The 23,670-nt window shown below is 72.5% G+C and carries 18 protein-coding genes; 8 read left to right on the top strand and 10 right to left on the bottom strand.

What is annotated here, in order from left to right:
* Positions 1-3 precede the first annotated feature (3 nt).
* The 7 genes from O7629_RS02960 to O7629_RS02930 all read right to left on the bottom strand — a co-directional run bounded on the left by O7629_RS02960 (position 4) and on the right by O7629_RS02930 (position 9,952).
* Positions 4-3,483, bottom strand: a complete 3,480-nt coding sequence (locus O7629_RS02960) for a cyclic nucleotide-binding protein (protein ID WP_278167337.1) — start codon at positions 3,481-3,483, stop codon at positions 4-6.
* 127 nt (positions 3,484-3,610) lie between these two features.
* Entirely contained in the window at positions 3,611-4,066 is a 456-nt protein-coding gene (locus O7629_RS02955; RefSeq protein ID WP_278167336.1) for an SRPBCC family protein, read from the bottom strand.
* Between the two features lie 103 nt (positions 4,067-4,169).
* Positions 4,170-5,735: a trypsin-like peptidase domain-containing protein gene (locus tag O7629_RS02950; protein WP_278167335.1), complete on the bottom strand. Its 1,566-nt coding sequence runs from the start codon at positions 5,733-5,735 to the stop codon at positions 4,170-4,172.
* Between the two features lie 62 nt (positions 5,736-5,797).
* Positions 5,798-7,414, bottom strand: coding sequence for a HAMP domain-containing sensor histidine kinase (locus O7629_RS02945; RefSeq protein ID WP_278167334.1), 1,617 nt, complete (start codon positions 7,412-7,414; stop codon positions 5,798-5,800).
* Positions 7,411-8,112: a response regulator transcription factor gene (locus O7629_RS02940; RefSeq protein ID WP_278167332.1), complete on the bottom strand. Its 702-nt coding sequence runs from the start codon at positions 8,110-8,112 to the stop codon at positions 7,411-7,413. The genes O7629_RS02945 and O7629_RS02940 overlap by 4 nt, the downstream gene beginning before the upstream one ends.
* Before the next feature lie 89 nt (positions 8,113-8,201).
* Positions 8,202-9,167, bottom strand: coding sequence for a lysophospholipid acyltransferase family protein (locus tag O7629_RS02935; RefSeq protein ID WP_278167330.1), 966 nt, complete (start codon positions 9,165-9,167; stop codon positions 8,202-8,204).
* Positions 9,167-9,952 carry a GNAT family N-acyltransferase gene (locus O7629_RS02930; RefSeq protein ID WP_278167328.1) on the bottom strand — a complete coding sequence of 262 codons (786 nt, stop codon included), beginning with the start codon at positions 9,950-9,952 and terminating at the stop codon, positions 9,167-9,169. Before O7629_RS02930 ends, O7629_RS02935 begins: the two co-directional genes overlap by 1 nt.
* A gap of 103 nt (positions 9,953-10,055) precedes the next feature.
* Between O7629_RS02930 and O7629_RS02925 the strand changes: the two genes are divergently transcribed.
* From O7629_RS02925 to O7629_RS02895, 7 genes are all read left to right on the top strand, one after another.
* On the top strand, positions 10,056-10,814 hold the full coding sequence (locus O7629_RS02925; RefSeq protein WP_278167327.1) for a hypothetical protein: 759 nt from the start codon (positions 10,056-10,058) through the stop codon (positions 10,812-10,814).
* A 26-nt stretch (positions 10,815-10,840) separates the two neighbouring features.
* Positions 10,841-11,755: an ATP-binding cassette domain-containing protein gene (locus O7629_RS02920; RefSeq protein WP_278167326.1), complete on the top strand. Its 915-nt coding sequence runs from the start codon at positions 10,841-10,843 to the stop codon at positions 11,753-11,755.
* Positions 11,752-12,579, top strand: coding sequence for an ABC transporter permease subunit (locus O7629_RS02915; RefSeq protein WP_278167325.1), 828 nt, complete (start codon positions 11,752-11,754; stop codon positions 12,577-12,579). Before O7629_RS02920 ends, O7629_RS02915 begins: the two co-directional genes overlap by 4 nt.
* 226 nt (positions 12,580-12,805) lie before the next feature.
* Positions 12,806-16,705: a multifunctional oxoglutarate decarboxylase/oxoglutarate dehydrogenase thiamine pyrophosphate-binding subunit/dihydrolipoyllysine-residue succinyltransferase subunit gene (locus O7629_RS02910; protein ID WP_278167324.1), complete on the top strand. Its 3,900-nt coding sequence runs from the start codon at positions 12,806-12,808 to the stop codon at positions 16,703-16,705.
* 13 nt (positions 16,706-16,718) lie between these two features.
* On the top strand, positions 16,719-16,895 hold the full coding sequence (locus tag O7629_RS02905; protein ID WP_199757927.1) for a DUF6104 family protein: 177 nt from the start codon (positions 16,719-16,721) through the stop codon (positions 16,893-16,895).
* 80 nt (positions 16,896-16,975) lie between these two features.
* Entirely contained in the window at positions 16,976-19,039 is a 2,064-nt protein-coding gene (pta, locus tag O7629_RS02900; protein ID WP_278167322.1) for a phosphate acetyltransferase, read from the top strand.
* 5 nt (positions 19,040-19,044) lie between these two features.
* The gene (locus O7629_RS02895; protein WP_278174376.1) at positions 19,045-20,163 is read left to right on the top strand and encodes an acetate kinase; all 1,119 of its coding nucleotides are present in this window, start codon (positions 19,045-19,047) and stop codon (positions 20,161-20,163) included.
* 28 nt (positions 20,164-20,191) lie between these two features.
* Here the strand turns inward: O7629_RS02895 and O7629_RS02890 are convergent, their stop codons facing one another.
* Complete coding sequence (locus tag O7629_RS02890) at positions 20,192-20,356, bottom strand: hypothetical protein (RefSeq protein ID WP_278167320.1); 165 nt, start codon at positions 20,354-20,356, stop codon at positions 20,192-20,194.
* Positions 20,357-20,492: 136 nt separating this feature from the next.
* Here O7629_RS02890 and O7629_RS02885 point away from each other — a divergent pair, with 136 nt between their 5' ends.
* A complete protein-coding gene (locus tag O7629_RS02885; RefSeq protein WP_278167318.1) occupies positions 20,493-21,452 on the top strand; it encodes a chlorophyllase in 960 nt (319 codons plus the stop codon).
* Positions 21,453-21,477: 25 nt separating this feature from the next.
* On the opposite strand, the gene O7629_RS02880 is transcribed toward O7629_RS02885, so the two are convergent.
* Together O7629_RS02880 and O7629_RS02875 are read right to left on the bottom strand one after the other, a co-directional pair.
* The gene (locus O7629_RS02880) at positions 21,478-22,440 is read right to left on the bottom strand and encodes a zinc-binding dehydrogenase (RefSeq protein WP_278167316.1); all 963 of its coding nucleotides are present in this window, start codon (positions 22,438-22,440) and stop codon (positions 21,478-21,480) included.
* Between the two features lie 54 nt (positions 22,441-22,494).
* Complete coding sequence (locus O7629_RS02875) at positions 22,495-23,661, bottom strand: NADP-dependent malic enzyme (RefSeq protein ID WP_278167314.1); 1,167 nt, start codon at positions 23,659-23,661, stop codon at positions 22,495-22,497.
* Positions 23,662-23,670 lie beyond the last annotated feature (9 nt).

The following is a 23,670-nucleotide window of genomic DNA, read 5'->3' as shown; positions in this document are numbered from 1 at the left end:
TCTCTACGTCACAACGCCGGGTTCATTCCCGCAGTCGACGACCTCTACCTTGCTCTCCACCTGGCGGCTGAGTCCTCCGCTGTCCGTGACGGTGACCGTGATCGTCACGATCCCTCCGGCGCCCTGCCGGCTGGCCACCGGACCGATGGAGCCGCTGTGTGTCCCGGCGCCGCTGAAGGTCTCCGTCTTCTCCACTGGTCCGCTCTGCCGCGCGACGACGGTCAGCCCGTCGGGTGCGTCGTCGGAGACCACCACCATCCAGCGCACGCTGGTCGGGTGATCGCTGCAGGGTTCGTTGTTGACCAGCTGGGTGATCCGGCCCTGCGGCTGGATCTCCCAGAAAATGGTCGGGGGCTCGTTCGGGGGCGGCTCGGTGGTCGGCGGTGGTTCGCTGGTCGGCGGCGGCGTTCTGGTCGGCGACGACGTCGGCGGATCGGTCGTCGGCGCTGCCGTGGTCGGCGGCGGGGCGCTGGTCGGCGGCGGGCCGGGCGGGCTCGGCGGCGTGGCCGGGGTGGTCGGCTGCGGCTGCGGCTGGCGAGTCACGCCGGGGTTCGGCGCCGGGGCCGGCGTCGGCTGGCTGGTCGCGGAGAGATCCGGCGACGGGCTCTGCACGGTCGGTGATCCACTCGTGGCGCCCGGCGCGGGAGCGCTCGGCGTACCGCCGGGCGGGTCGACCACCCGGCCGTCACCGCAGCCGAGCTGCTCCCCGGTGGCCCGCAGGGACACCCCGTTGCGCCGCACCTCGCCGAGCGACACCCGGGCCGTTCCGGCGTTCACCGCGAACCAGGCCTCACCCCGGTTGGCGAGTACGGCATCCTGGCTGATCACGGTCATCGCCAATGGTCGGAAGGCACCGGAGACGCTGGCGGTGTCGGCCAGGATCCGGCCCCGGTCCAGGGTCAGCTCCCCGCTGGGCGCGACCGGCCGGGTGCCGACGCTCCGCAGCGCCCCCACCTCGGCTTCGACCCAGGCGCAGAGCACCGTGGCGGCCCCGCCACGGAAGACGAGTTCACCGGCCGACCGGTCGGCGACCTCGATCCGGTCCCCCTCGGCGACGTACGCCGCCGCACCGTCGCGCAACGTCAGCAGCCGCCCACCGGCGGTGCGTACCTCGACGGTGCCCCGCTCGGCCCGCAGCAGCGCCCGGTCGGCCGGCATTTCCGCCCAGGCCGGTCCGGGCATCAGGTTGCCGCCGCTGATCAGCAACGCGAACAGCAGCAGGAGCAGCACCAGCCACCACAGCCGGCGCTCGAACCGGCGGTCCACCCGGTCGTCGGCGTCCCCCGGTGGTGGCGGGCCGGGCGGGGCGGCCAGCGGCGGATAGTCGGCGGGCGGATGCACGCCGCTGGTCGGCGGACCTCCGCGTACCGTCGCCGCGGCGGCCTCGGCCACCTGCGACGGTGCCGCGCCGAGCAGCATCGGCAGCCCGGCGACGGCCGGCAACTGCCACAGCCGGGTCTGCGTACGGGTGGTCGCGACCACGTCCGGCGGGTCGGCGCCGACCGGGCCGATCATCGTGCCTCGGCGCAGTTCGAGGCCGTCCATCAGGGCGATCACGCCCGATTCGAGGACCACCGCGTCGTACGGGCCGGACAGCCGGACCGGCGCGCCGGGCGGCAACGACACCGGCCGGGCCCGGGACACCAGTCCCAGCCGGTCCTCCGGGGTCAGCCCGGACAGCGCGGGGGTCTCGGCGAACAGCGACTCGGCGGCGGACCGATCGGCCGGCGGCGGACCGGGCAGCGGGCCGACGACCGTGGCGACCGCCGTCGGCGGCAGCGCCAACAGCGTCGTACCGGCGGTACGCCAGGTGAGCGTGGCCGGCGTACCGGTCAGGGCGCTGGCCAGGCCGACCAGACCGCCCGGTCCGAGCCGCTGCCGGACCGTGCCGGCCGGATCGCCGGGCGCGCGGCCCTCCACCGCGCCGTCGACCACGACGTAGACCGCCGGCTGGGCGGCGCCGGCGGCGACGAGCTGCTGACCGGTACGCGGGTGCACCCAGCGCGCCTGGGCGGCGAGCCGGTTCAACGCGCTGGCCGGCAGCGTCCGCAGCGCGCTGGCGCGCAGCGCGTCCAGCCGCCGTGGGGTGTCGCTGGCGTGCCGCCGCTCGGCGAACGCGCCGCGCAGCCGCCGCCAGCGCCGGGCCAGCCAGCCGGCCGCCAGGTAGACCAGCGGGGCGGCCAGACCGGCGACCACCGCGGCGAGCAGCAGCCGGGCCGGCAAGCCGGACCGCCACAGGCCGAGGGCCAGGCCGGCGACCCGGTCGGTCCAGATCCGCCAGAACAGGTTGACCGCGATCACCACCCAGAGCACGGCGAGCATCCCGTACAGGGCGACCAGCCGGCCCTCCCGGTCCAGCGCCGACCAGCGCGGGCCGCGCCGGCGCAGCCGGCCGACGACGTAGGCCAGGCCACGGGTGCGCAGGTTCGGGATCTCCAGCCAGTCCATCAACAGGTAGTAGCCGTCGAGGGCAAGAAACGGGTTGAGGTTGAACAGGGCGTTCAGATACCAGGCGAAGGCGAGTTTGAACGTCCACGGCGCGGCGGCCGGGAAGATCAGCCCGACGATGCCGGCGACGCCGGCCAGCACCAGCCCGGCGGCCGGCCCGGCGGCGGTGGTGATCAGCCGTTGCCGGCGGCCGGCCAGCCAGACGTCGGTGGTGTCGACGAAGACCGACGGGATGCCGAAGTAGATGAGGAATCCGGCGGCCGGCACCCGGCGGCCGGCGTGTTTGGTGGCCAGGGCGTGGCCGAGTTCGTGGCAGGCGAGGGCGACGACGTTCAACCCGAGCAGCACCGCCGCGCCGGCCGCGTACGACCCGCCGGTGAGGAAGACCGCCTGCTCGCCGCGCCACCAGGTCCAGCAGAACGCGGCGAACCCGACCAGCGCGACGACGGCCAGCAGCACCGCCGCCAGCCGGGTGAACAGGAACCGGCCGCCGCCCCGGTAGAGGGCGCCGACCAGCGGGTCGACGTCGGCCAGCACGGTACGCCGGCCCTGCGCCACGGCCAGCAGGGTACGACCGAACCGCAGCGGCCACGGCCGGCGGTGCACCCGGGCCAGCGGTCGGAACGCGTCGACCGGCAACTCGGCGAGCATCCGGTTGCCGGCCAGGTCGGCGACGACCCGGGTGACCTGGTCGGGGGCGAGCCGGCCGGCGATCCGGGCGAACTCGGCGACCAGCCGGGCCACCGTACGGCTGCCGTCCATCAGCTGGGCGAGCCGCCACTCGTCCGGGGCCAGCCGCAGGTAGCAGGCACCACCGCGACCGTCCGGCGAGCGGAGCATCACGTACGGCATCCCGCGTACCGAGGTCAGCTCGACGTGCTCGATGCCGGACCGCAGCACCGGCCGGGCCCGGGCCGGGTTGAGCCGTTCGACGACGGCGTCCCACAGGCCTGCGTCGGCCGGGGCGACCGGCTGGCCCGGTGCCCGGCCGGCCAGGGCCTCCCACACGCTCATCCTGGTCTCGACGACCGTCACTGTGCCTGCTCCTCCGCCGCTACTCGCGGCTGCAGGTTAGACCGCCTTGTCGACCGCACGCGACTGCTCGACCGCTTTCGGACAGCATGTCGTGCGGAAAAAGTCTCGTCGATCGACTACGCCGGGGTCAGCCGCTCATCCTTTCGGCCAGGGTACGGGCCCGGAACATCTGCACCCGTCTGGCCGTGCGCACCACATAGGAGCGCAGCAGGGTCGGCATGGTGAGACTCACAGTGACGGTGACCGCCGATCCGGTGCCGTCGGGCTCAGTCTCCATCACGAACCGCACCGACACCCGCGCCGGGCTGCGTACCTGCATCACGAGCCGGCGGCCCGGATCGGTCTCGGTCTGTCGGACGTGCAGGATGTTGTCGTACCGCAGCGGTCCGACGATCTTGAACCGCTCCACCGCGACGTACCGCAGCACGGGGTGGCCGTCGGCGTCGGTGCTCGACTCGATGTCACGCACCGCGACGATCAGCGGCGACAGCCCGACGTGGTTGGTCGGGTCGGCCAGGTGGGCGTGCACCCGGTCCGGTGCCGCCGCGACGGTGAACCGGTCGGTGAAGGTCTCGGTGCGCACGTCAGGGAAGCTAGCGAACGGCGGGCGGCGTGACCAACCCCCTTGGTCACACCACCCGCCGCTCTTTTCTGGGGAGGCAAGTCAATCTGTCGTCATGTCGTGGTCACGGCGCGTCGACGAGGGTGGCGGAGGCGGTCCGCGCCTCGCCGTCGCGCTCGTAGGTGATCTCGATCTGCTCCCCGACCTGGCCGGACTGCACCGCCGCGACGAGGTCGTCCGAGTCGTTCACCGGGGTGTCGCCGATCTGCACGACCACGTCGCCCTGGGCCAGGCCGGCCTGGTCAGCCGGGCTGCCGTCCTCGACCGCTGCGATCAACGCGCCGCCGCCGTCGGCCGCGGTCACGCTCACCCCGAGGTACGGGTGGCTGACCTCCTCGCCGGCCATCAGCGCTTCGGCCACGTCCTTGGCCTTGTTGCTGGGGATCGCGAAGCCGACGCCGATGTTGCCCTCGCCCTGCCCGGAGGTGGCGATCGCGGTGTTGATCCCGATCACCTCACCGTTGGTGTTGACCAGGGCTCCACCGGAGTTCCCCGGGTTGATCGGGGCGTCGGTCTGCAGCAGCCCGGACATCGAGCTGACCTGACCGCCGCCGCCGAACGGGCTCTGCTGCTGGCCGCCACCCACCGAGATGGTGCGGTCCTGCGCGCTGATGATCCCGGCGGTCACCGAACCCTGCAGACCCAGCGGGCTGCCCAGGGCCAGTACGGTGTCGCCGACCCGCATCGTGCTGCTGTCGCCGAGGGTCGCCGGGGACAGCCCGTCCACGTCGTCGACCTTGACCACGGCCAGGTCGGTACGCGCGTCGGTGCCGACCACGCTGCCGGACGCGGAGCCACCGTCGGCGAAGTACACGGTGACCGATCCGCCGCGTGCCGACTCGACGACGTGGTTGTTGGTCAGGATGAAGCCTTCGGCGTTGAGCACCACGCCGGAGCCTTCACCGGAGCCGGTGGAGATCGACACCACGCTGTCCTGGACGGCGTCGGCGATCTCGGCGAGCGACGAGCGGTCGATCACCGGTGCCGCGCTGCCGCCGCCGTTGCTGCCGGTCTGCACCGCCGGCGCCGCGCTGCCGTTGTCGAAGGCGGCCACCACCGCACCGCCGACCGCACCGGAGCCGAGCATCAGGGCGAGGACGACCGCCGAGCCGGCGACGATCCGACCGACCCGGTTCGGCGGTCGCTGGGCGCCAGCCTGGGCGGCGGCGCCGGGCGGCGGCGACCAGCTGACGTGCGGCTGGCTGTAGCCGTGGCCGGCGTACGGCTGGCCGTGGCTCCACTGCCCGTGCTGGCCGGGCCCGTACGGCACCTGGGCGTAGCCGGGGGCGTACGGGCCGGCCTGCGGCTGGCCGCCGAGCGGCGGTCCGGTGACCGGCTGGGCCGACGCGGGCTGGGCCGACGCGGGCGCCTCAGACGCGGGCTGAGCCGACGCGGGCGCCTCAGACGCGGGCTGAGCCGACGCGGGCGCCTCAGCTGCGGGTGAGTTGGGCGCGGGCTGGGCCGGTGCGGGTGAGCCGGCGTACGGCTGGTTGGTCGGCGTCCAGTCGGTGGACGAACGACCGGTGGCCGGGTCGGGCTGGCCCGACGCGGCAGGGGCCTGCCAAGGGCTGGCCGGCGGTTGAGCCTTGTCCGACGGCTCCGCCGGCGGCGTGGTCTCGTGCTCGCTCATGTATTCAGATTGCCCCCCGGCACTTTGACGCACCTGATTTGCGGCTGAGGCTTTGCTGAAAATCATGATTCGCCATCGTCGATGGATTCGGTGTCGGCGAGGTCGGTGTCGGCCAGCGGAAGCCGGACCCGGAAGGTGGCACCCTGGCCGGGCTCGCTGTGCACCTCGACGGTGCCCGAGTGGGCGACGACGAGGGCGGCGACGATCGCCAGCCCGAGTCCGGTGCCGGTCGGCCGCTCCGTGCTGCGGGTACGGGCGGCGTCGGCCCGGTAGAACCGCTCGAAGACCCGTTCGGACTGCTCCGGGGTGAGACCGGGCCCCTCGTCGGCCACCTCGACCGTGGCGAACCCCGGCTCGGTGGCCCGCAACCGCAGCGTGACCGGCGTGTCGGCCGGGGTGTGGTTGATCGCGTTGGTCATCAGGTTGCCGATCACCTGACGCAGCCGGGCGTCGTCGCCCAGCACCACCAGCCGGCCGGCACCGGGCCCGATGTCCAGCTCCACCCGGCGCTGCGGGTCGACCGCCCGGGCCGCCTGCACCGCGTCGCTGGCCAGCACCGGCAGCTCGACCGGCGCCAGATCCAACGGGCGTTCCCGGTCGAGGCGGGCCAGTAGCAGCAGGTCCTCCACCAGCAGACCCATCCGGGCCGCCTCGTCCTCGATCCGGCGGACCAGCCGGGCCGCTTCCTGCGGCGACGCGGCGGCGGCCCCCTGCCGGTACAGCTCGGCGAAGCCGCGGATGGTGGTCAACGGGGTACGCAGCTCGTGCGAGGCGTCGGCGACGAACTGGCGCATCCGCTCCTCGGACCGGCGGGCCCGGGTCTCCGAGGACTGGGCCGCGACGGCGGCTTCCCGGGCCGACGCCTCGGCCATCCGGGCCGCCCACTCAGAACTCGCCCGCGCGGTGAACGCCGCCTCGATCTGGGTCAGCATCGCGTTGAGCGTGCGGGACAGTCGGCCCAGCTCGGTCTGCGGCACGTGCGCGCCCGGCTCCGGGTCGGGCACCCGCCGGCTCAGGTCACCGGCGGCGATGGCCGCCGCGGTCTGCTCGATCTCGACCAGCGGCCGCAGGTTGGTCCGTACGATCGCGGCACCGGCCAGTGCCAGCAGCGTCACCACTCCGATACCGACCAGGATGTCGATCCAGACCAGCCGGCTGACCGCCCGGTCGACGTCGACGAGGCTCTGCCCGACCGCGATGACGTCGCCGGTGGGCAGCGACGCGTAGAGCATCCGCCAGCGTGGGGCGCCGTTGCGGGCGTACACGGTCTTCGGCTCGCCCTGCAGCGCGGCGAAGCCGTCCCAGTCGGCCGGCCAGCGCGGCAGCTCGCCGGTGGCGATCCGGTCGTCGTCGTAGTAGGGCCCGCCGAGCGGGCCGTCCTGGTACGAGACGACCACCAGGTAGTTGGTCGGCAGCGGGGCGTCGACCGAGGCGGGCTGGTCCCACACCGGCAGGCGTTGCGCCTTGCTCACGTCGTCGCGCAGCTTCACGACGTAGTCGCGCAGGTCCGTGTCGATCTGGTCGACCAGGTAGCTGCGCAGGAAGAACGCGCTGCTCACGCTGATCACCAGCAGCGCGGTGAGGACCAGGCTGAGCACCGACGTGACCAGCTTGACCCGCAGCGGTACGCCGCGCAGCCAGCCTGTCACCGGGGCGGTTGCCAGCGTCGGCCTGTTCACGCCGCTGGTTTGCGCAGCACGTAGCCGACGCCACGCAGGGTGTGGATGAGACGGGGCTGGGTGTTGTCGATCTTGCGGCGCAGGTACGAGATGTAGGACTCGACGATGTTGTCGTCGCCCCGGAAGTCGTAGTTCCACACGTGGTCGAGGATCTGCGCCTTGGACAGCACCCGGTTGGCGTTGAGCATCAGGTAGCGCAGCAGCTTGAACTCGGTCGGTGACAGCTGCACCCGGTTGCCCGCCCGGTAGACCTCGTGGGTCTCCTCGTCCAGTTCCAGGTCGGCGAAGGTGAGCCGGGAGGAGGTCTGACCGCCGTTGCTGGTACGCCGCAGCACCGCCCGAATCCGGGCGGTCAGCTCCTCCAGTGAGAAGGGCTTGGTGACGTAGTCGTCGCCGCCGAGGGTCAGCCCGCGGATCTTGTCGTCGGTGGCGTCCCGCGCGGTGAGGAAGACCACCGGGGTACGGGTGCCGGCCTCCCGCATCATCCGGATCACCTCGAAGCCGTCCAGGTCGGGCAGCATGACGTCGAGCACCACGAGGTCCGGCCGGCGCTCGCGGGCGGCGTTCAGCGCGGCGCTGCCGCTGGTCGCGGTGGTGACGTCGAATCCGGCGAACCGCAGACTGGCGGAGAGCAGTTCGAGGATGTTCGGGTCGTCCTCGACGACGAGCAGCTTCGCCTCGGTCTGCGATGCGGTCATGACCGCATCATCCCGGATCGGTCTGGGTTCGGCCTGGGGAGCCGCTGACAATCAGCTGAGAGTGAGCTCGACGTCCGGGACGAGTGACCTCAGCCGACGAGGTCGAGGGCAGAGCGGGTCGGTGCCGGGTCGCGGTCGGCGAGCCGGGCGAGTGCCCGCCGGTGCCGGGACCGGTCCGGCGGCAGCGGTGCGCCGGCGTCCAGCGTCACCACCAGATCCCGCAGCCCGAGCACCCGCCGTACCGACGGCCACAACGCCTCGTCCCCGATGAACGCCGCCACGCTGGTCGGCACCGGCCCGGTCGCTGCCACCCCGGTCGCCGCCGGCCCGGCCGGGCCGGCGAAGTGGTACGTCAGGGTGAGCGGGACGACCGGCACCTCGGCGTCGAGGGCGGCCTGGAACAGCGCGGGGCGGAACGGTGCCGGGCGCGGCGCACCGGAGCTGCACCGGCCGGCGGAGGTGGCCCGGCCGGCGGTGCCGCAGGTCGTGGTGGCCTGCGGGAACACCGCGATCTGGTGGCCGGCGCGCAACGCTGCGGCGACGTCGGCGACCGTGCCGGGCAGCGTACGGGGCCGGTCTCGGTCGATGAACAGGGTGCCGCCGACCCGGGCCAGCGCGCCGATCACCGGCCAGCCGCGAATCTCCCGCTTGGCCAGCAGCCGGGCCGGGGTGACGGCGAGGATGGCCAGGGTGTCCAGCCACGAGACGTGGTTGGCGGCCAGCAGCGCCGCCCGGGCCGGCAGCCGGCCGACCAGCCGCAGCCGGACGCCGAGCGTACGCAGCAGTCCGCGGGCCCACAGCCGCCCGGCGACCGGACGCAGCCGCCGGGTGAGCAGCGGCAGCAGCACCAGCAGGACCAGCCCGGCGGCGAGCATGCCGAGCACGCCGGTCAGCCGGGTCAGCCGGGTGAGCCGGTCGGCGGCGGGCACGGTGGGCGGGGGCGGCAGGCAGCCGGCACCGCACCCGGATCGGGGTCGCCAGAAGGTGCCGTGCCCGAGCGGTCGCGGTGACCTGCCGAGGGGTCGCGGTGACCTGCCGAGCGGTCGCGGTGCCATCACAGCTCCAGGAAGTGACGCAGGTAACGGGGATCGGTCCGGTCCAGCGACAGCAGCACGTACAGGTCAGCGACCGCGAAGTCGGGGTCGTACGCGGGTTCGCCGCACACCCAGGCACCGAGTCGCAGGTAGCCGCGCAGCAACGGCGGCATGCCGACCCGACCGGTCCTCGGCAGGACCGGTGCGGGTGGCGGTTCGGGTTCGGCGAGCCAGGGGCGGCGGGGCCGCACCCGCAGCAGCGGCGGGGCCAGGTGCCCGTCCCGGACCGTGCGCCAGACCGCGTGGGCGCTCGCCCCGCCGTCGTGCAGTGGCACCGAGGCGCAGCCGCCCAGCCAGCGCAGGTCACGTTCCCGCAGGTAGCGGGCGATGCCGGCCCAGATCAGGTTGATCACCGCGCCGCCCCGGTGGTCGGGGTGCACGCAGGCCCGGCCGGCCTCCACCAGGTGGTCACCGATCAGCCGGAGCGGTCTGGTGTCGAACTCGGTGTCGGCGTACCAGCGGCCGAGCCGGGCGGCGCGGTCCGGCGGCAGCAGCCGGTAGGTGCCGACCACGGCACCGGTCCGGCCGTGCCGGACGATCAGATGGTCACAGTGTTCGTCGAACCCGTCCACGTCCCGGTCGGCGTCCACCCCGCCGGAGCGGGGGTCGGAACCGGCACCGAACTCGGCGGCGAACACCTGGCGACGCAGTCGTTGCGCGGCGGCGACCTGATCGGGGTCGTCGGCGACGGAGACGACATACTCGCTGGTCCTGGCTGGGGTGGCGGCGGTCAGCAACACGGCCATGAGATGTGTGTAAGGTGCCCCGGAACCGTCGACGTGTCGACAGCGGATGGCACCGGTGTCGATCCGGTGAACGGCGGTGGCGACCGACTGCGAGGATGGTCCGGTGCTGATCTCTGCCCGGTTCAACGGCCCGACCGGCTCCGCCAACGGCGGGTACGCGGCCGGCCGGTTCGCCCAGGCGCTGCTGCGCGCCGAGCCGGCCACCGTGGTCGGGGGTCGACCGGTCCGGGTGACCCTGCGCCGGCCGCCGCCGCTGGACACCGAACTGCGGGTGGTCCGCCCGGCCGAGGACACGCTGCGGGTGGAGGCCGGCGCGGATCCGGTGACGCTGATCGCCGAGGCCGAGGCGGTCGACGGCCCGATCGACGGCCTGACCGGCCCGGTCGACGGCTCGGGCGGCCCGGTGGGCGGGCCGACCGTACCGCCGGTCGATCTGGCCACGGCGGAGGCCGCCAGCGCCCGGTACCCGGGCCACGACGCGCATCCGTTCCCGGACTGCTACGTCTGCGGCCCACGGCACCCCGACGGTCTGCGGGTGTTTCCCGGGCCGGTGGGTGACGGACGCACCGCCGCGCCGTTCGTCGTGCCGGACGACCGTACGGTGCCGACGGTCTGGGCCGCGCTGGACTGCCCCGGCGGCTGGACGGTGCTCGCCCCCGACCGGCCGTACCTGCTGGGCCGGATGACCGCGACGGTGGCCGCGCTGCCGGCACCGGGCGAACGCTGCGTGGTGGTCGGCGAGTTGCTCGGAACCAGCGGCCGCAAGGCCGAGGTACGCACGACGCTCTACGATGCTGCGGGACAACCGCTGGCGGCGGCCCGGGCGACCTGGATCGCCATCGCCGGCCCCGCCGCCGGATGACGGGGCGGTGTGACGAGAGGAGCCACATGTCGGAGGACGGACGCATCGTCGTCTCCGGGCTGACCAAGCAGTACCGCAACGTCCGCGCGGTCGACGATCTGTCGTTCACCGTGGAGCCGGGGCGGGTGACCGGTTTTCTCGGCCCGAACGGGGCCGGCAAGACGACCACCCTGCGGATGATGCTCAACCTGGTCACGCCGACCAGCGGTCATGCCACCGTGGGCGGGCGGCGGTACGCCGACCTGACCGATCCGCTGCGGCACGTCGGCGCGGTGCTGGAGGCGTCCAGCGCGCACAAGGGCCGCTCCGGTATCAACCATCTGCGGGTGATCTGCGCCGCCGCCGGGTTCCCGCTGCGCCGCGCCGAGGAGACGCTCGGCCTGGTCGGGTTGACGCCGGCCGCGAAGCGCAAGTTCAAGGGCTACTCGCTCGGCATGCGGCAACGGCTGGGGATCGCCGCGGCGATGCTGGGCGATCCGAAGGTGCTGATCCTCGACGAGCCGGCCAACGGCCTGGATCCCGAGGGGATCCGCTGGATGCGTGACCTGCTCAAGTCGTTCGCCGCGCAGGGCCGTACGGTGCTCGTCTCCAGCCACCTGCTGGCCGAGATGCAGTTGCTCGCCGACGACGTGGTGATCATCGCGGCTGGTCGGCTGGTCCGGCACGGTCCGGTCGCCGAGGTGATGGCCTCGATGTCCGGTGCCCCGACGATCCGGGTCCGCACGCCGCACGGCGAGAAGCTGACGGCGGCGTTGAGCCGGGCCGAGGCGACGGTGCAGACCGCGCCGGACGGTGCGCTGCTGGTCGTCGGGGTGGACGCGCCGACGGTCGGCCGGACCGCGCTGGCCGAGGGCGTCGAGCTGCACGAGTTGAGCACCGAACGACCCGACCTGGAACGGGTCTTCCTGGAACTGACCAGCGCGAAGGCGGCCATCCGATGAACCTGGTACGCAGCGAGCTGCTCAAGATCACCACCACCGCCACCTGGTGGGTCTTCGGCCTGATCTACCTGCCGCTGTGGGCGGTCACCCTGCTGGTCAACTACGTGCAGACCAGCGTGCTGTCCGACCCGGAACGGTTCGGCCCGACGACGCCGGAGAACGACGAGGTGCTCAGCGCGGTCAGTGAGGCGCCGGCGCTGGCGGCCAACCTCTACACCAACGGCCAGTTCTTCGGGCTGCTGGTCGTGATGCTGCTCGGTGTGATCGTGGTGACCAACGAGTACTTCCATCAGACCGCGACCACGACCTTCCTGACCAGCCCTCGACGTACCGAGGTGGTGCTGGCGAAGCTGGCCGCCGCGTCGCTGCTCGGCTTCGTCTTCTGGCTGATCACCACGGTGGTCAACCTGATCGCCGGCGCGCTGGTGCTGGCCACCTTCGACATCGGTCCGGAGTTCGGCTCGGGCGCGGTCTGGGAGGCGGTCGGGCTCAACGGCCTGGCCTACCTGCTGTGGGCGATCTTCGGGGTCGGCTTCGGAGTGCTGATCCGCAGCCAGCTCGGGGCCACCGTCTCGGCGATCCTGCTCTACCTGGGTGGCTACCTCGGCACGGCGATCATCCTGGCCACGCTGGCGTCCCGGTTCGGCGACTGGATCAGTGACCTGCAGTGGTTGGTGCCCTCGATCGCGTCGCAGCTGATGGTCGCCGGCACCGACCTGCCGGACAGCCCACCCCGGTGGACCGGTGCGCTGATCCTGATCGCTTACGCGCTGTTGACCGGCATCGTCGGTACGGTGATCACCCGCCGTCGGGACATCTCCTGACCGGTCGGGCATACCACTACTGACCTGCCATTCCGGCCGGTACGGCAACCGCCGTGCCGGCCGGTACGGCTGGGGCAACCGTTGTGAAAAGTGACACGAGCCGCATGCGACAATGCCGCCCGTCGGCGTACGGCGTAGCCTGGTAGCCGTCCCCGACCAGCGCCCCGACCCTGGTGGCGTCCCCCGCGTGACAAATCCGACCGCGTGAAAGAGGCGATTACCGGCCGTGTCGACCCAGCAGACTTCGCAGGACAATCCGCTGGCGGGCTTCGGCCCGAACGAGTGGATCGTCGATGAGATGTACCAGAAGTATCTCACCGATCCCGCCAGCGTAGATCCGGCTTGGCACGACTTCTTCGCCGACTACAGCCCCGAGCAGGTCGCCTCGCCGACCGAGGCGGCCGCCGCGACGGCGACCACGGCCGCCGCCCGGGCCGGCACCGACGCGCCGGCCGCGCGGTCCGTCCAGCAGACCGAAGCGTCCGCGCCGGGTCGCGGGACCACCCGCCGGGCGGCCGAGCCCGCCGCGGCCAAGAGCAGCCCCACCCGGGCGAACGCGCCGACCGGCAGGACGGCACCGGCGGGCAAGGCAGCACCGACCAGGCCGGCCGCCGGCACGGAGAGCACCGGAAAGACCGCCGCCGGCAAGTCCACCGGCGGCCGGTCCGCCGCGACCAAAACGGCGACCAAGGCACCAGCGGACAAGGCAGCAGCAGACAAGGCACCCGCCGGCAACGGTTCGATGGCCGGCGGCAGCCGGCAGACGCCGCTGCGCGGGGTCGCCGCCCGGATCGTGCAGAACATGGACGCGTCGCTGGCGGTGCCGACCGCGACCAGCGTGCGCGCGGTCCCAGCCAAGCTGCTGGTCGACAACCGCATCGTGATCAACAATCACCTGGCCCGGGGCCGTGGCGGTAAGGTCAGCTTCACCCATCTGATCGGGTACGCCATGGTCCGGGCGCTGGTCGAGCACCCGGAGATGAACAACTCGTTCGCCGAGATCGACGGCAAGCCGAACATGGTCGCGCCGGAGCACGTCAACCTCGGCATCGCCATCGACCTGGCCAAGCCGGACGGCTCCCGGACCCTGGTGGTGCCGTCGATCAAGGCGTGCGAGCAGATGGACTTCCGGCAGTTCTGGCAGGCGTACGAGGACGTGGTCCGCCGCGCCCGCCGGGGCGAGCTGACCATGGACGACTACAACGGCACCACGATTTCGCTGACCAACCCGGGCGGCATCGGCACGGTGCACTCCCAGCCCCGGCTGATGACCGGGCAGGGGGCGATCATCGGCGTCGGCGCGATGGAGTACCCGGCCCCGTACGCCGGAATGTCCGAAGAGACCCTCGCCGACCTGGCGGTCAGCAAGGTGATCACGCTGACCAGCACCTACGACCACCGGATCATCCAGGGTGCGCAGTCCGGCGAGTTCCTCAAGACCATGCACGAGCTGATCCTCGGCGAGCATGGCTTCTACGACCAGCTCTTCACCGCGCTGCGGATCCCGTACGAGCCGGTGCGCTGGGTGCGCGACGTGGCGGTCAGCTCCGAGGGGCAGATCAACAAGACGGCGCGAGTCAACGAGCTGATCCACGCGTACCGGGTGCGCGGGCACCTGATGGCCGACACCGACCCGCTCGAGTTCAAGATCCGCAAGCACCCGGACCTGGACGTGCTGCAGCACGGCCTGACCCTGTGGGACCTGGACCGCACCTTCCCGGTGGACGGCTTCGCCGGCCAGCAGCGGATGAAGCTGCGGCAGATCCTCGGCGTGCTGCGCGACTCCTACTGCCGTCGGGTCGGCATCGAGTACATGCACATCCAGGATCCGGAGGAGCGCCGCTGGATCCAGGAACGCATCGAACGCGGCTATGAGAAGCCCGACGCGGCCGAGCAGAAGCACATCCTCAACCGGCTCAACGCAGCCGAGGCGTTCGAGACCTTCCTGCAGACCAAGTACGTCGGGCAGAAACGCTTCTCACTGGAGGGCGGCGAGTCGCTGATCCCGCTGCTGGACGAGGTCCTGCAGTCCTCGGCCCGGGCCGACCTCGACGAAGTGGTCATCGGCATGGCCCACCGGGGCCGGCTCAACGTGCTCGCCAACATCGTCGGCAAGCCGTACGAGAAGATCTTCTCCGAGTTCGAGGGGCACCTCGACCCGAAGTCCACTCAGGGCTCCGGGGACGTCAAGTACCACCTCGGTCAGGTCGGCAAGTTCACCACCCCGGACGGCGAGCACGGCATCACCGTGTCGGTGACCGCCAACCCGTCGCATCTGGAGGCGGTCGACCCGGTGCTGGAGGGCATCGTCCGGGCCAAGCAGGACCGGATCGACCTCAAGTTGGAGGGCTACACCGTCCTGCCGCTGCTGGTACACGGTGACGCCGCGTTCGCCGGGCAGGGCGTGGTCGCCGAGACGCTCAACCTGTCGCAGCTGCGCGGCTACCGTACCGGCGGATCGGTGCACGTGGTGGTCAACAACCAGGTCGGTTTCACCACCGCGCCGGAGCACAGCCGCTCGTCGCTCTACTCCACCGACGTGGCCCGGATGATCCAGGCGCCGATCTTCCACGTCAACGGCGACGACCCGGAGGCGGTGGTCCGGGTCGCCCGGCTCGCCTTCGAGTACCGCCAGGCGTTCAACAAGGACGTCGTGATCGACCTGGTCTGCTACCGGCGGCGCGGGCACAACGAGGGCGACGACCCGTCGATGACCAACCCGCTGATGTACGCGATCATCGACTCCAAGCGCAGCGTCCGCAAGCTCTACACCGAGGAGCTGATCGGCCGGGGTGACATCACCATCACCGACGCCGAGGAGCTGCTGCGCGACTACCAGACCCAGCTGGAGCAGGTGTTCAAGGCGACCCGGGACGCCGCCACCTCGGCTACCAGCCGGTTGCCCAGCCGTCAGCCGGAGCCGGAGCCGCAGGTGGCGACCGCGGTGGACGCCGCCGCCGTGCGGGCGGTCGGCGACGCGCACGTGGACCTGCCGGAGGGCTTCACCCCGCACAAGCGCATCCAGCAGCTGCTGGAGCGGCGGGCGAAGATGTCGGTCTCCGGCGACATCGACTGGGGCTTCAGCGAGATCGTCGCGTTCGGCACGCTGCTCGCCGACGGCGTCACCGTCCGGCTGGCCGGCCAGGACTCCCGCCGTGGCACCTTCGTACAGCGGCACGCCTCGGTGGTCGACGCCCGCACCGGGCGGGACTACCTGCCGCTGGCCAGTCTGGTCACCGACGAGTCGCGGTTCTTCGTGCACGACTCACTGCTCAGCGAGTACGCGGCGATGGGCTTCGAGTACGGCTACTCGGTGGAGAACCCGGAGGCGCTGGTGCTCTGGGAGGCGCAGTTCGGCGACTTCGTCAACGGTGCCCAGTCGATCGTCGACGAGTTCGTCTCCTCCGGCGAGGTCAAGTGGGGGCAGCGGTCGGCACTGACCCTGCTGCTGCCGCACGGCCACGAAGGTCAGGGCCCGGACCACACGTCCGGGCGTCCGGAGCGTTACCTGCAGATGTGCGCCGAGGACAACATGCGCGTCGCGATCCCGTCCACCCCGGCGAACTACTTCCATCTGCTGCGCCGGCAGGCTCTGTCGCCGAAGCGCAAGCCACTTGTGGTGTTCACCCCCAAGTCGCTGCTGCGGCACAAGCTCTGCGTCTCCTCTGTCGCCGACTTCACCTCCGGCACCTTCCAGCCGGTGCTGCCGGACCCGGTGGCCGACGGCCGGCCGGAGGCGGTCAAGCGGGTGCTGCTGTGCACCGGCAAGATCTACTACGACCTGCTGCAGGCCCGTGCCGAACGGCACGCGGTCGCCGGCGGCAACGGTCAGCTCGACACCGACACCGCGATCGTCCGGATGGAGCAGCTGTACCCGCTGCCGGTGGAGCAGATCCGGGCGGCGCTTGCCGGCTACCCGAACGCCGAGGACTTCGCCTGGGTCCAGGAGGAGCCGGCCAACCAGGGTGCCTGGTCGTTCGTCGCGCTCAACCTGCTGGAGCATCTCGACGGCGTACGGCTGCGGCGGATCTCCCGGCCGGCGGCGGCGGCGCCGGCGGTCGGCTCGACGAAGCTGCACGACGTCGAGCAGTCCGCGCTGATCGACGCCGCGCTGCCGCGACGCTGACCGGGGGGCACACGTGTACTTCACCGACCGGGGCATCGAGGAACTGGCGCAGCGCCGCGGCGAGGAGGAGGTGGCCATCTCCTGGCTCGCCGAACGGCTGCGTGACTTCGTCGACCTGCACCCGGAGTTCGAGACCCCGGTGGAACGGTTCGCCACCTGGCTGGCCCGGCTCGACGACGAGGACGACTGACGACCAGCTGACGCTGGACCCACCCGGGCCGGGACCAAGGTCACCAGACTCCGGGCGCCTGCGCCTTGTACGTTGGGGCGGTGGCGCGAAGTGTCTACCTTGCCGGTCTCGGCCCCGGTGGCGGCAAGTCCACCGTCGCCCTCGGCCTGGCCGAGCTGCTGTCCCGCCGGGTCGAACGGATCGGGGTGTTCCGGCCGCTGCTCGCCGGCGCCGGCCCGGACGCGACCCTGACCCTGCTGCGTGAGCGCTACCGGATCGACCTGCCCGACGGCCAGCTGTACGGGGCCAGCTACGCCGAGGCGGCCGAGCTGGTCGCCGACGGCCGGCGGGAGGAGCTGATCTCCCGGATCGTCGACCGGTACCGCGAACTGGAGCGGCGCTGCCCGGCGGTGCTGGTGATCGGCAGCGACTTCGACGACACCGGCGACAACGGCGGTCTCCCCCGCGAGCTGGCGTTCAACGCCCGGCTGGCCACCGAGTTCGGCAGCGTGGTGGTGGCTCTCGTCGACGGGATCCGTCGGGACACCGCCGAGGTCGCCGGCGCGGCCCGCAGCGCGTACCACTCGTTGACCGAGCTCGGTGCGACGGTGCTGGCGGTGATCGCGAACCGGGTCGACGCCGGGGTGGTGACGCCGACGCTGCCGGTGCCGGTCTACGCCATCCCGGAGATCCCGGCCGTCTCCGCACCGACCGTCGCCGAGGTCGCCGGCGCCCTCGACGCCACCGTGCTGGCCGGCGACGACACCGCCTTGAGCCGTGACGTGCTGGACTTCGTGGTCGGCGCGGCGCACGTGCCGGTGCTGCTGGACCATCTCGTCGACGGCGCACTGGTGATCACCCCTGGCGACCGGGCGGACCTGCTGGTCGCGGTCAGCGCGGCGCACGCCGCCGGGCTGGTGTCGCTGGCCGGGGTGGCGCTGACCCTGGGCGAACGGCCCGACCCGCGGGCGATGCGCCTGGTGGAGCGGCTCGGCACCAACCTGGCGGTGCTGTCCGCACCGGCGGACAGCTTCCATGCGGTCGCCACCGCCGGACGGATCTCCGGCCGGCCCAGCACCGCGAACCCTCGCAAGGTGGAGGCGGCGCTCGGCGCCTTCGAGTCCAGCGTGGACACGACCGAGCTGGCCCGCCGGCTGGACGTGACCCGGTCGGCCCGGGTCACCCCGATGATGTTCGAGTACGCGCTGATCGACCGGGCCCGGGCCGCCCGCCGCCGGCTGGTGCTGCCGGAGGGCACCGACGAGCGGATCCTGCGGGCCACCGAGATCCTGCTACGGCGCGGCGTCGCCGACCTGACCCTGCTCGGCGACGCCGACGACATCGGCCGCCGGGCCCGCGAGCTGGGCGTGCAGATCGACGGGGTCGGCGTCGTCGACCCGGCGGTCAGCCCGTGGCGCGACGACTTCGCGTCCCGGTACGCCGAGCTGCGCCGGCACAAGGGCGTCACCTGGGAGCTGGCGCACGACGTGATGGGCGACGTCAACTACTTCGCCACGATGATGGTGCACGTCGGGCACGCCGACGGCATGGTCTCCGGGGCCACCCACACCACCGCCGCGACGATCCGCCCCGCCTTCGAGATCATCAAGACGCTGCCGGACGTGTCGGTCGCGTCCAGCGTGTTCTTCATGCTGCTCGCCGACCGGGTGCTGGTGTACGGCGACTGCGCGGTCAACCCGGACCCGGACGCCGACCAGTTGGCCGACATCGCGGTCAGCTCGGCGCAGACCGCCGCCCGGTTCGGCATCGAGCCACGGGTCGCCATGCTGTCCTACTCCACCGGGACCTCCGGCAGCGGCGACGACGTCCGCAAGGTCGCCGCCGCCACCGACCTGGTCCGCAAGCGCTGCCCGGACCTGCTGGTCGAGGGCCCGATCCAGTACGACGCGGCGATCGACCCAACGGTCGCCGCCACCAAACTGCCCGGCAGCGACGTCGCCGGCCGGGCCACCGTCTTCGTCTTCCCCGACCTGAACACCGGCAACAACACCTACAAGGCGGTGCAGCGTTCGGCCGGTGCGGTCGCCGTCGGGCCGGTCATGCAGGGTCTGCGCCGGCCGGTCAACGATCTGTCCCGGGGAGCCACCGTGCCCGATATCGTCAACACCGTGGCGATCACCGCGATCCAGGCGGCCGCGCGATGAGCGACGTGGCCCGGATCCTGGTGCTCAACTGCGGCTCGTCGTCGCTGAAATACCAGCTCTTCGACGGCGACAAGGTGGTCGACAAGGGCACCGTGGAACGGATCGGCGAGCCCGGTGGCGGGCCGGCCGACCATGCGGCCGCGCTGCGGCTGATGGCCGAACGGGTCGACCTGACCGGGCTCGGTGGGGTCGGGCACCGGGTGGTGCACGGCGGTGTCCGGTTCGCCGAGCCGACGCTGATCACCGACCAGGTGGTCGCCGAGATCGAGCGGCTGGTGCCGCTCGCTCCGCTGCACAACCCGGCCAACCTGACCGGGATCGCCCAGGCCCGCCGGCTGCTGCCCGGTGTGCCGCAGGTCGCGGTCTTCGACACCGCTTTCCACCGCACCCTGCCGCCGGAGCAGGCCAGCTACGCGATCGACGCCGACGTCGCGCAGCGGTACGGCATCCGCCGGTACGGGTTCCACGGCACCTCGCACGCGTACGTGTCCCGGCGGGCCGCCGCCCTGCTCGGCCGGGCACCGGCCGACGTCGATGTGATCACCCTGCACCTGGGCAACGGGGCCAGCGCCTGCGCGGTGGCCGGTGGCCGCAGCGTGGCCACCTCGATGGGGCTGTCACCGTTGGAGGGTCTGGTGATGGGCACCCGCAGTGGCGACCTCGACCCGGCGGTGGTGTTTCACCTGGAACGGGTGGCCGGCTGGTCGACCGCCGACGTCGACCGGCTGCTCAACCAGCGCAGCGGCCTGGTCGGGCTGACCGGGGCCGGCGACATGCGCGAGGTGCTGCGCCGACGCGCCGACGGGGATCCGGCGGCCCGGCTCGCCTTCGACATCTACTGTGCCCGGATCCGGTTCTACGTCGGCGGGTACCACGCGCTGCTCGGTCGGGTCGACGCGATCGTCTTCACCGCCGGGGTCGGCGAGAACGCCGGGCCGGTGCGGGCGGCGGCGCTGGCCGGGCTCGACCGGCTCGGTGTCCAGGTCGACGCGCGGCGCAACGACGAGGGCCAAGGCGAGCGGATGATCTCCCCGGACGGCACGCCGGTGCAGGTGTGGGTGGTCCCCACCGACGAGGAGTACGAGATCGCCAGTCAGACGCGGGCGGTGCTGACCGACGGCTGATCCTGGCCGCCGCGGGGCCGGAGAAGGATCAGAGCACCAGCCAGAGGGCGATCGCGGCCACGATCACCACCGCCACCGCGACACCGATGATCAGCGGCAGCCGGGACGGCTGGTCGGCGACCGGCGGCGGCGAGGTCTGGAAGGCCCGGAAGGCCTCGGTGTTGCCGCTCGGATCGACGTACTCGTCAGACATGACGAAGACCCTAGCGAAGTCGGCCGGACGCTGCCACGACCGGCCGGCGCGAGCCGGTGATCAACCCGGCGGACGCCGGTCACCGACCTGGCGGATGCCGGTGGTCGACCCGGCGGATGCCGGTAACAATCGTCCAATGCGTGACTTCCGTCCGGCGGTAGCCGGCCTGCTCACCGTCGGTCTGCTCACCACCTCGCTGACCGGCTGCGGCACCGCCGTGCCCGGTCCGGTGGCCGACGCCCCGACGTCGACGCAGCCCGCCGCCGAGACGGGACAGCCTGACTCGACATCGACGCAGCCCGACCAGCGGCCCGGCCGACCGGCACCGACGCGGCGACTCGACGTCGGGACCCGCACCCTTGCTCTGAACCGCGGTGACCGGCCGCTGCCGGTCACCGTCTGGTACCCGGTCGGCGGAGACGGCCGGTACCCGGTGGTGCTGTTCAGCCACGGCCTCGGCGGGAAGCCGGCCGACTACCGTACGGTGCTGTCCGAGTGGGCGGCGGCCGGGTTCGTCGTCGCCGCCCCGACCTACCCGTTCACCAGTCAGGGCGGCTCCGGCGGCAACGCGCTGGACGTGCTCAACCAGCCGGCGGACGCGTCGCACGTACTGGACGAGTTGCTGGCGCTCGACGGCCGCGACGGTGACGAGTTCGCCGGCCGGCTCGACCTCGAAAGCGTCGCCGCCGCCGGGCATTCGGCCGGTGGTATCACCACCGTCGGGTTGTTCACCGCCGCCCGGGACGACCGGCTGGACGCTGGCGTCGTGCTGGCCGGCAGCGCGCTCGGCGTCGGTACGGCGTTCAGCGGGGCCGCCGCACCGCAGCTGTTCATCCACGGCGAGCTGGACGAGGTGGTGTCGTACGCGTCGGGCAAGGCGGCGTACGACCGGGTGCCGTGGCCGAAGGCGATGCTGAGCCTGCCCGACGGCGACCACGGTCAGTCGCTGCTGCGGCCCGGCAACCCGGCGTACGACGTGGTGCTCGGCACCAGCACCGACTTCCTGCGGTGGACGCTGTACGGCGACGACGCCGCCCGGCAGCGGCTGGCCGACGACCCGCCGGCCGGGGTCGCCGTCTTCGACAACCAGCTCTGACCCGGCCCGTCGGTGACCCGGCCCGTCAGCGCCGGTGGTCGAGCACCAGTTTGCCGAACGTGCCGCCGGCGTGCAGCCGGGTGAATGCGTCGCGTACCTCGCTGAAGGCGTACTCGGTGTCGACGACCGGCCGGATGCCCCGCTGCGCGCACAGCGCCAGCAGATCCCGCAGCTCGTCAGGGGTACCCATCGAGGTGCCGAGGATCTCCAGCTGCATGGCGAACACCCGGCGCAGGTCGACGGCGGGCAGGTGGCCGCTGGTGGCACCGGACACCACGATCCGGGCACCGGGCGCGGCGGACTTCATCGAATGGTCGAAGGTGGCCGCGCCGACGGTCTCGATCACCACCTCGACCCGCTCCGGTAGTCGGCTGCCCGGCGCCAGGGCGGTGGCACCGAGCGCGGCGACCCGCTCCCGCTTTCCGGCGTCCCGGCTGGTCGCGTAGACCCGCTTGCCCAACGCGACGGCCAGCACCACGGCCGCCGTCGCCACCCCACCGCCCGCCCCCTGGACCAGCACCGACTCGGCCTGGTCGACCCGGCCCCGGGTGGTCAGCATCCGGTACGCGGTCAGCCAGGCGGTGGGCAGGCAGGCCGCCTCGGTGAAGGTCAGCTCGGTGGGTTTCGGGGTCAGGTTCGACCGGGGCACCGCGACCCGGTCGGCGAACGTGCCCGGGTAGCGCTCGGACAGGATCGACATGCCGCGCGGGTCCGCCGGGTCGGGCACCACCGAGTGGACGACGACCTCGTTGCCGGCGTCGTCGACCCCGGCGGCGTCACAGCCGAGGATCATCGGCAGCCGGTCGGCGGGCAGCCCGACGCCGCGCAGCGACCACAGGTCGTGGTGGTTGAGGGAGCTGGCCCGGACCTCGACCACTGTCCAGTCCGGGGCGGGCAGGTCCGGTTCGGGCAGCTCACCGACGCGCAGCGCGGCAAGCGGGTCGTCGGCGTCGACGGTCGAGGCGAAGACAGCTCGCATGCACCGCACGCTAGCAGCCGTGGTGCCGGCCGGCGCGCCGTGCGTTCCGGCCGGCACCGCAGGTCAGCGGCGGGCGACGCCGTCGCGGCGGGCGGCGGCGGCGACCGCTGCGGCGACCGCCGGCGCGACCCGAGGATCGAGTGCCGACGGCACGAACGCCTCCGGTTGCAGCAGGTCGGCCACGACGCCGGCGATCGCGTCGGCGGCGGCCACCTTCATCCCCTCGGTGATCCGGGTGGCACCGGCGTCCAGGGCACCCCGGAACACGCCGGGGAAGGCCAGCACGTTGTTGATCTGATTGGGGAAGTCGCTGCGGCCGGTGGCCACCAGGGCGGCGTACCGGTGGGCGATCTCCGGGTGGACCTCGGGCGTCGGGTTGGCCAGCGCGAAGACGATCCCGCCGGGTGCCATGCCGGCGACCGCCGATTCGTCGATCTTTCCGCCGGAGAGGCCGATCAGCACGTCGGCGCCGACCAGCGCGTCGGCGATGCCACCGGCACAGGCGGCGGTCATCGCGGCCAACTCGGCCTTGACCCCGGTGAGGTCCGCCCGGTCAGAGTGGATGATGCCGCGCGAGTCGCAGACCACGGTCTTCGCGGGGTCGACGCCGCCGGCGATCAGCATCCGGGTCACCGCGACGCCGGCCGCGCCGGCACCGCTGACCACCACCCGCAGGTCGCCGAGCTTGCGGTCCAGCAGGGCCACCGCGTTGCGCAGGGCGGCCAGCACCACGATCGCCGTGCCGTGCTGGTCGTCGTGGAAGACCGGGATCGGCAGCGCCTCGTCGAGGCGGCGCTCGATCTCGAAGCAGCGTGGCGCGCTGATGTCCTCCAGGTTGATCCCGCCGAACGATGGCGCCAGGGCGGTGACCGTCGCCACGATCGCGTCGATGTCCCGGGTGTCCAGGCAGATCGGCACCGCGTCGACGTCGCCGAATTGTTTGAACAGCACCGCCTTGCCCTCCATGACGGGCATCGCGGCGCGTGGGCCGATGTCACCGAGGCCGAGCACCGCGGTGCCGTCGGTGACCACCGCGACCGTGTGCGACACCCAGGTGTAGTCGTCGACCAGGGTCGGATCGGCGGCGATCGCCTCGCACACCCGGGCCACCCCCGGCGTGTACGCGAGTGAAAGGTCGTCCCGGTCGGCCAGTGCGACGGTGGGCGTGATCGCCATCTTGCCGCCCCGATGCAGGTCGAAGACCGGGTCAGAAATTGCCACAGTAGACATGGTGACTCC

It is taken from the genome of Solwaraspora sp. WMMD792 (genome assembly GCF_029626105.1).
Lineage (GTDB): Bacteria > Actinomycetota > Actinomycetes > Mycobacteriales > Micromonosporaceae > Micromonospora_E.
This window is presented reverse-complemented; position numbering and strand designations above follow the sequence as displayed.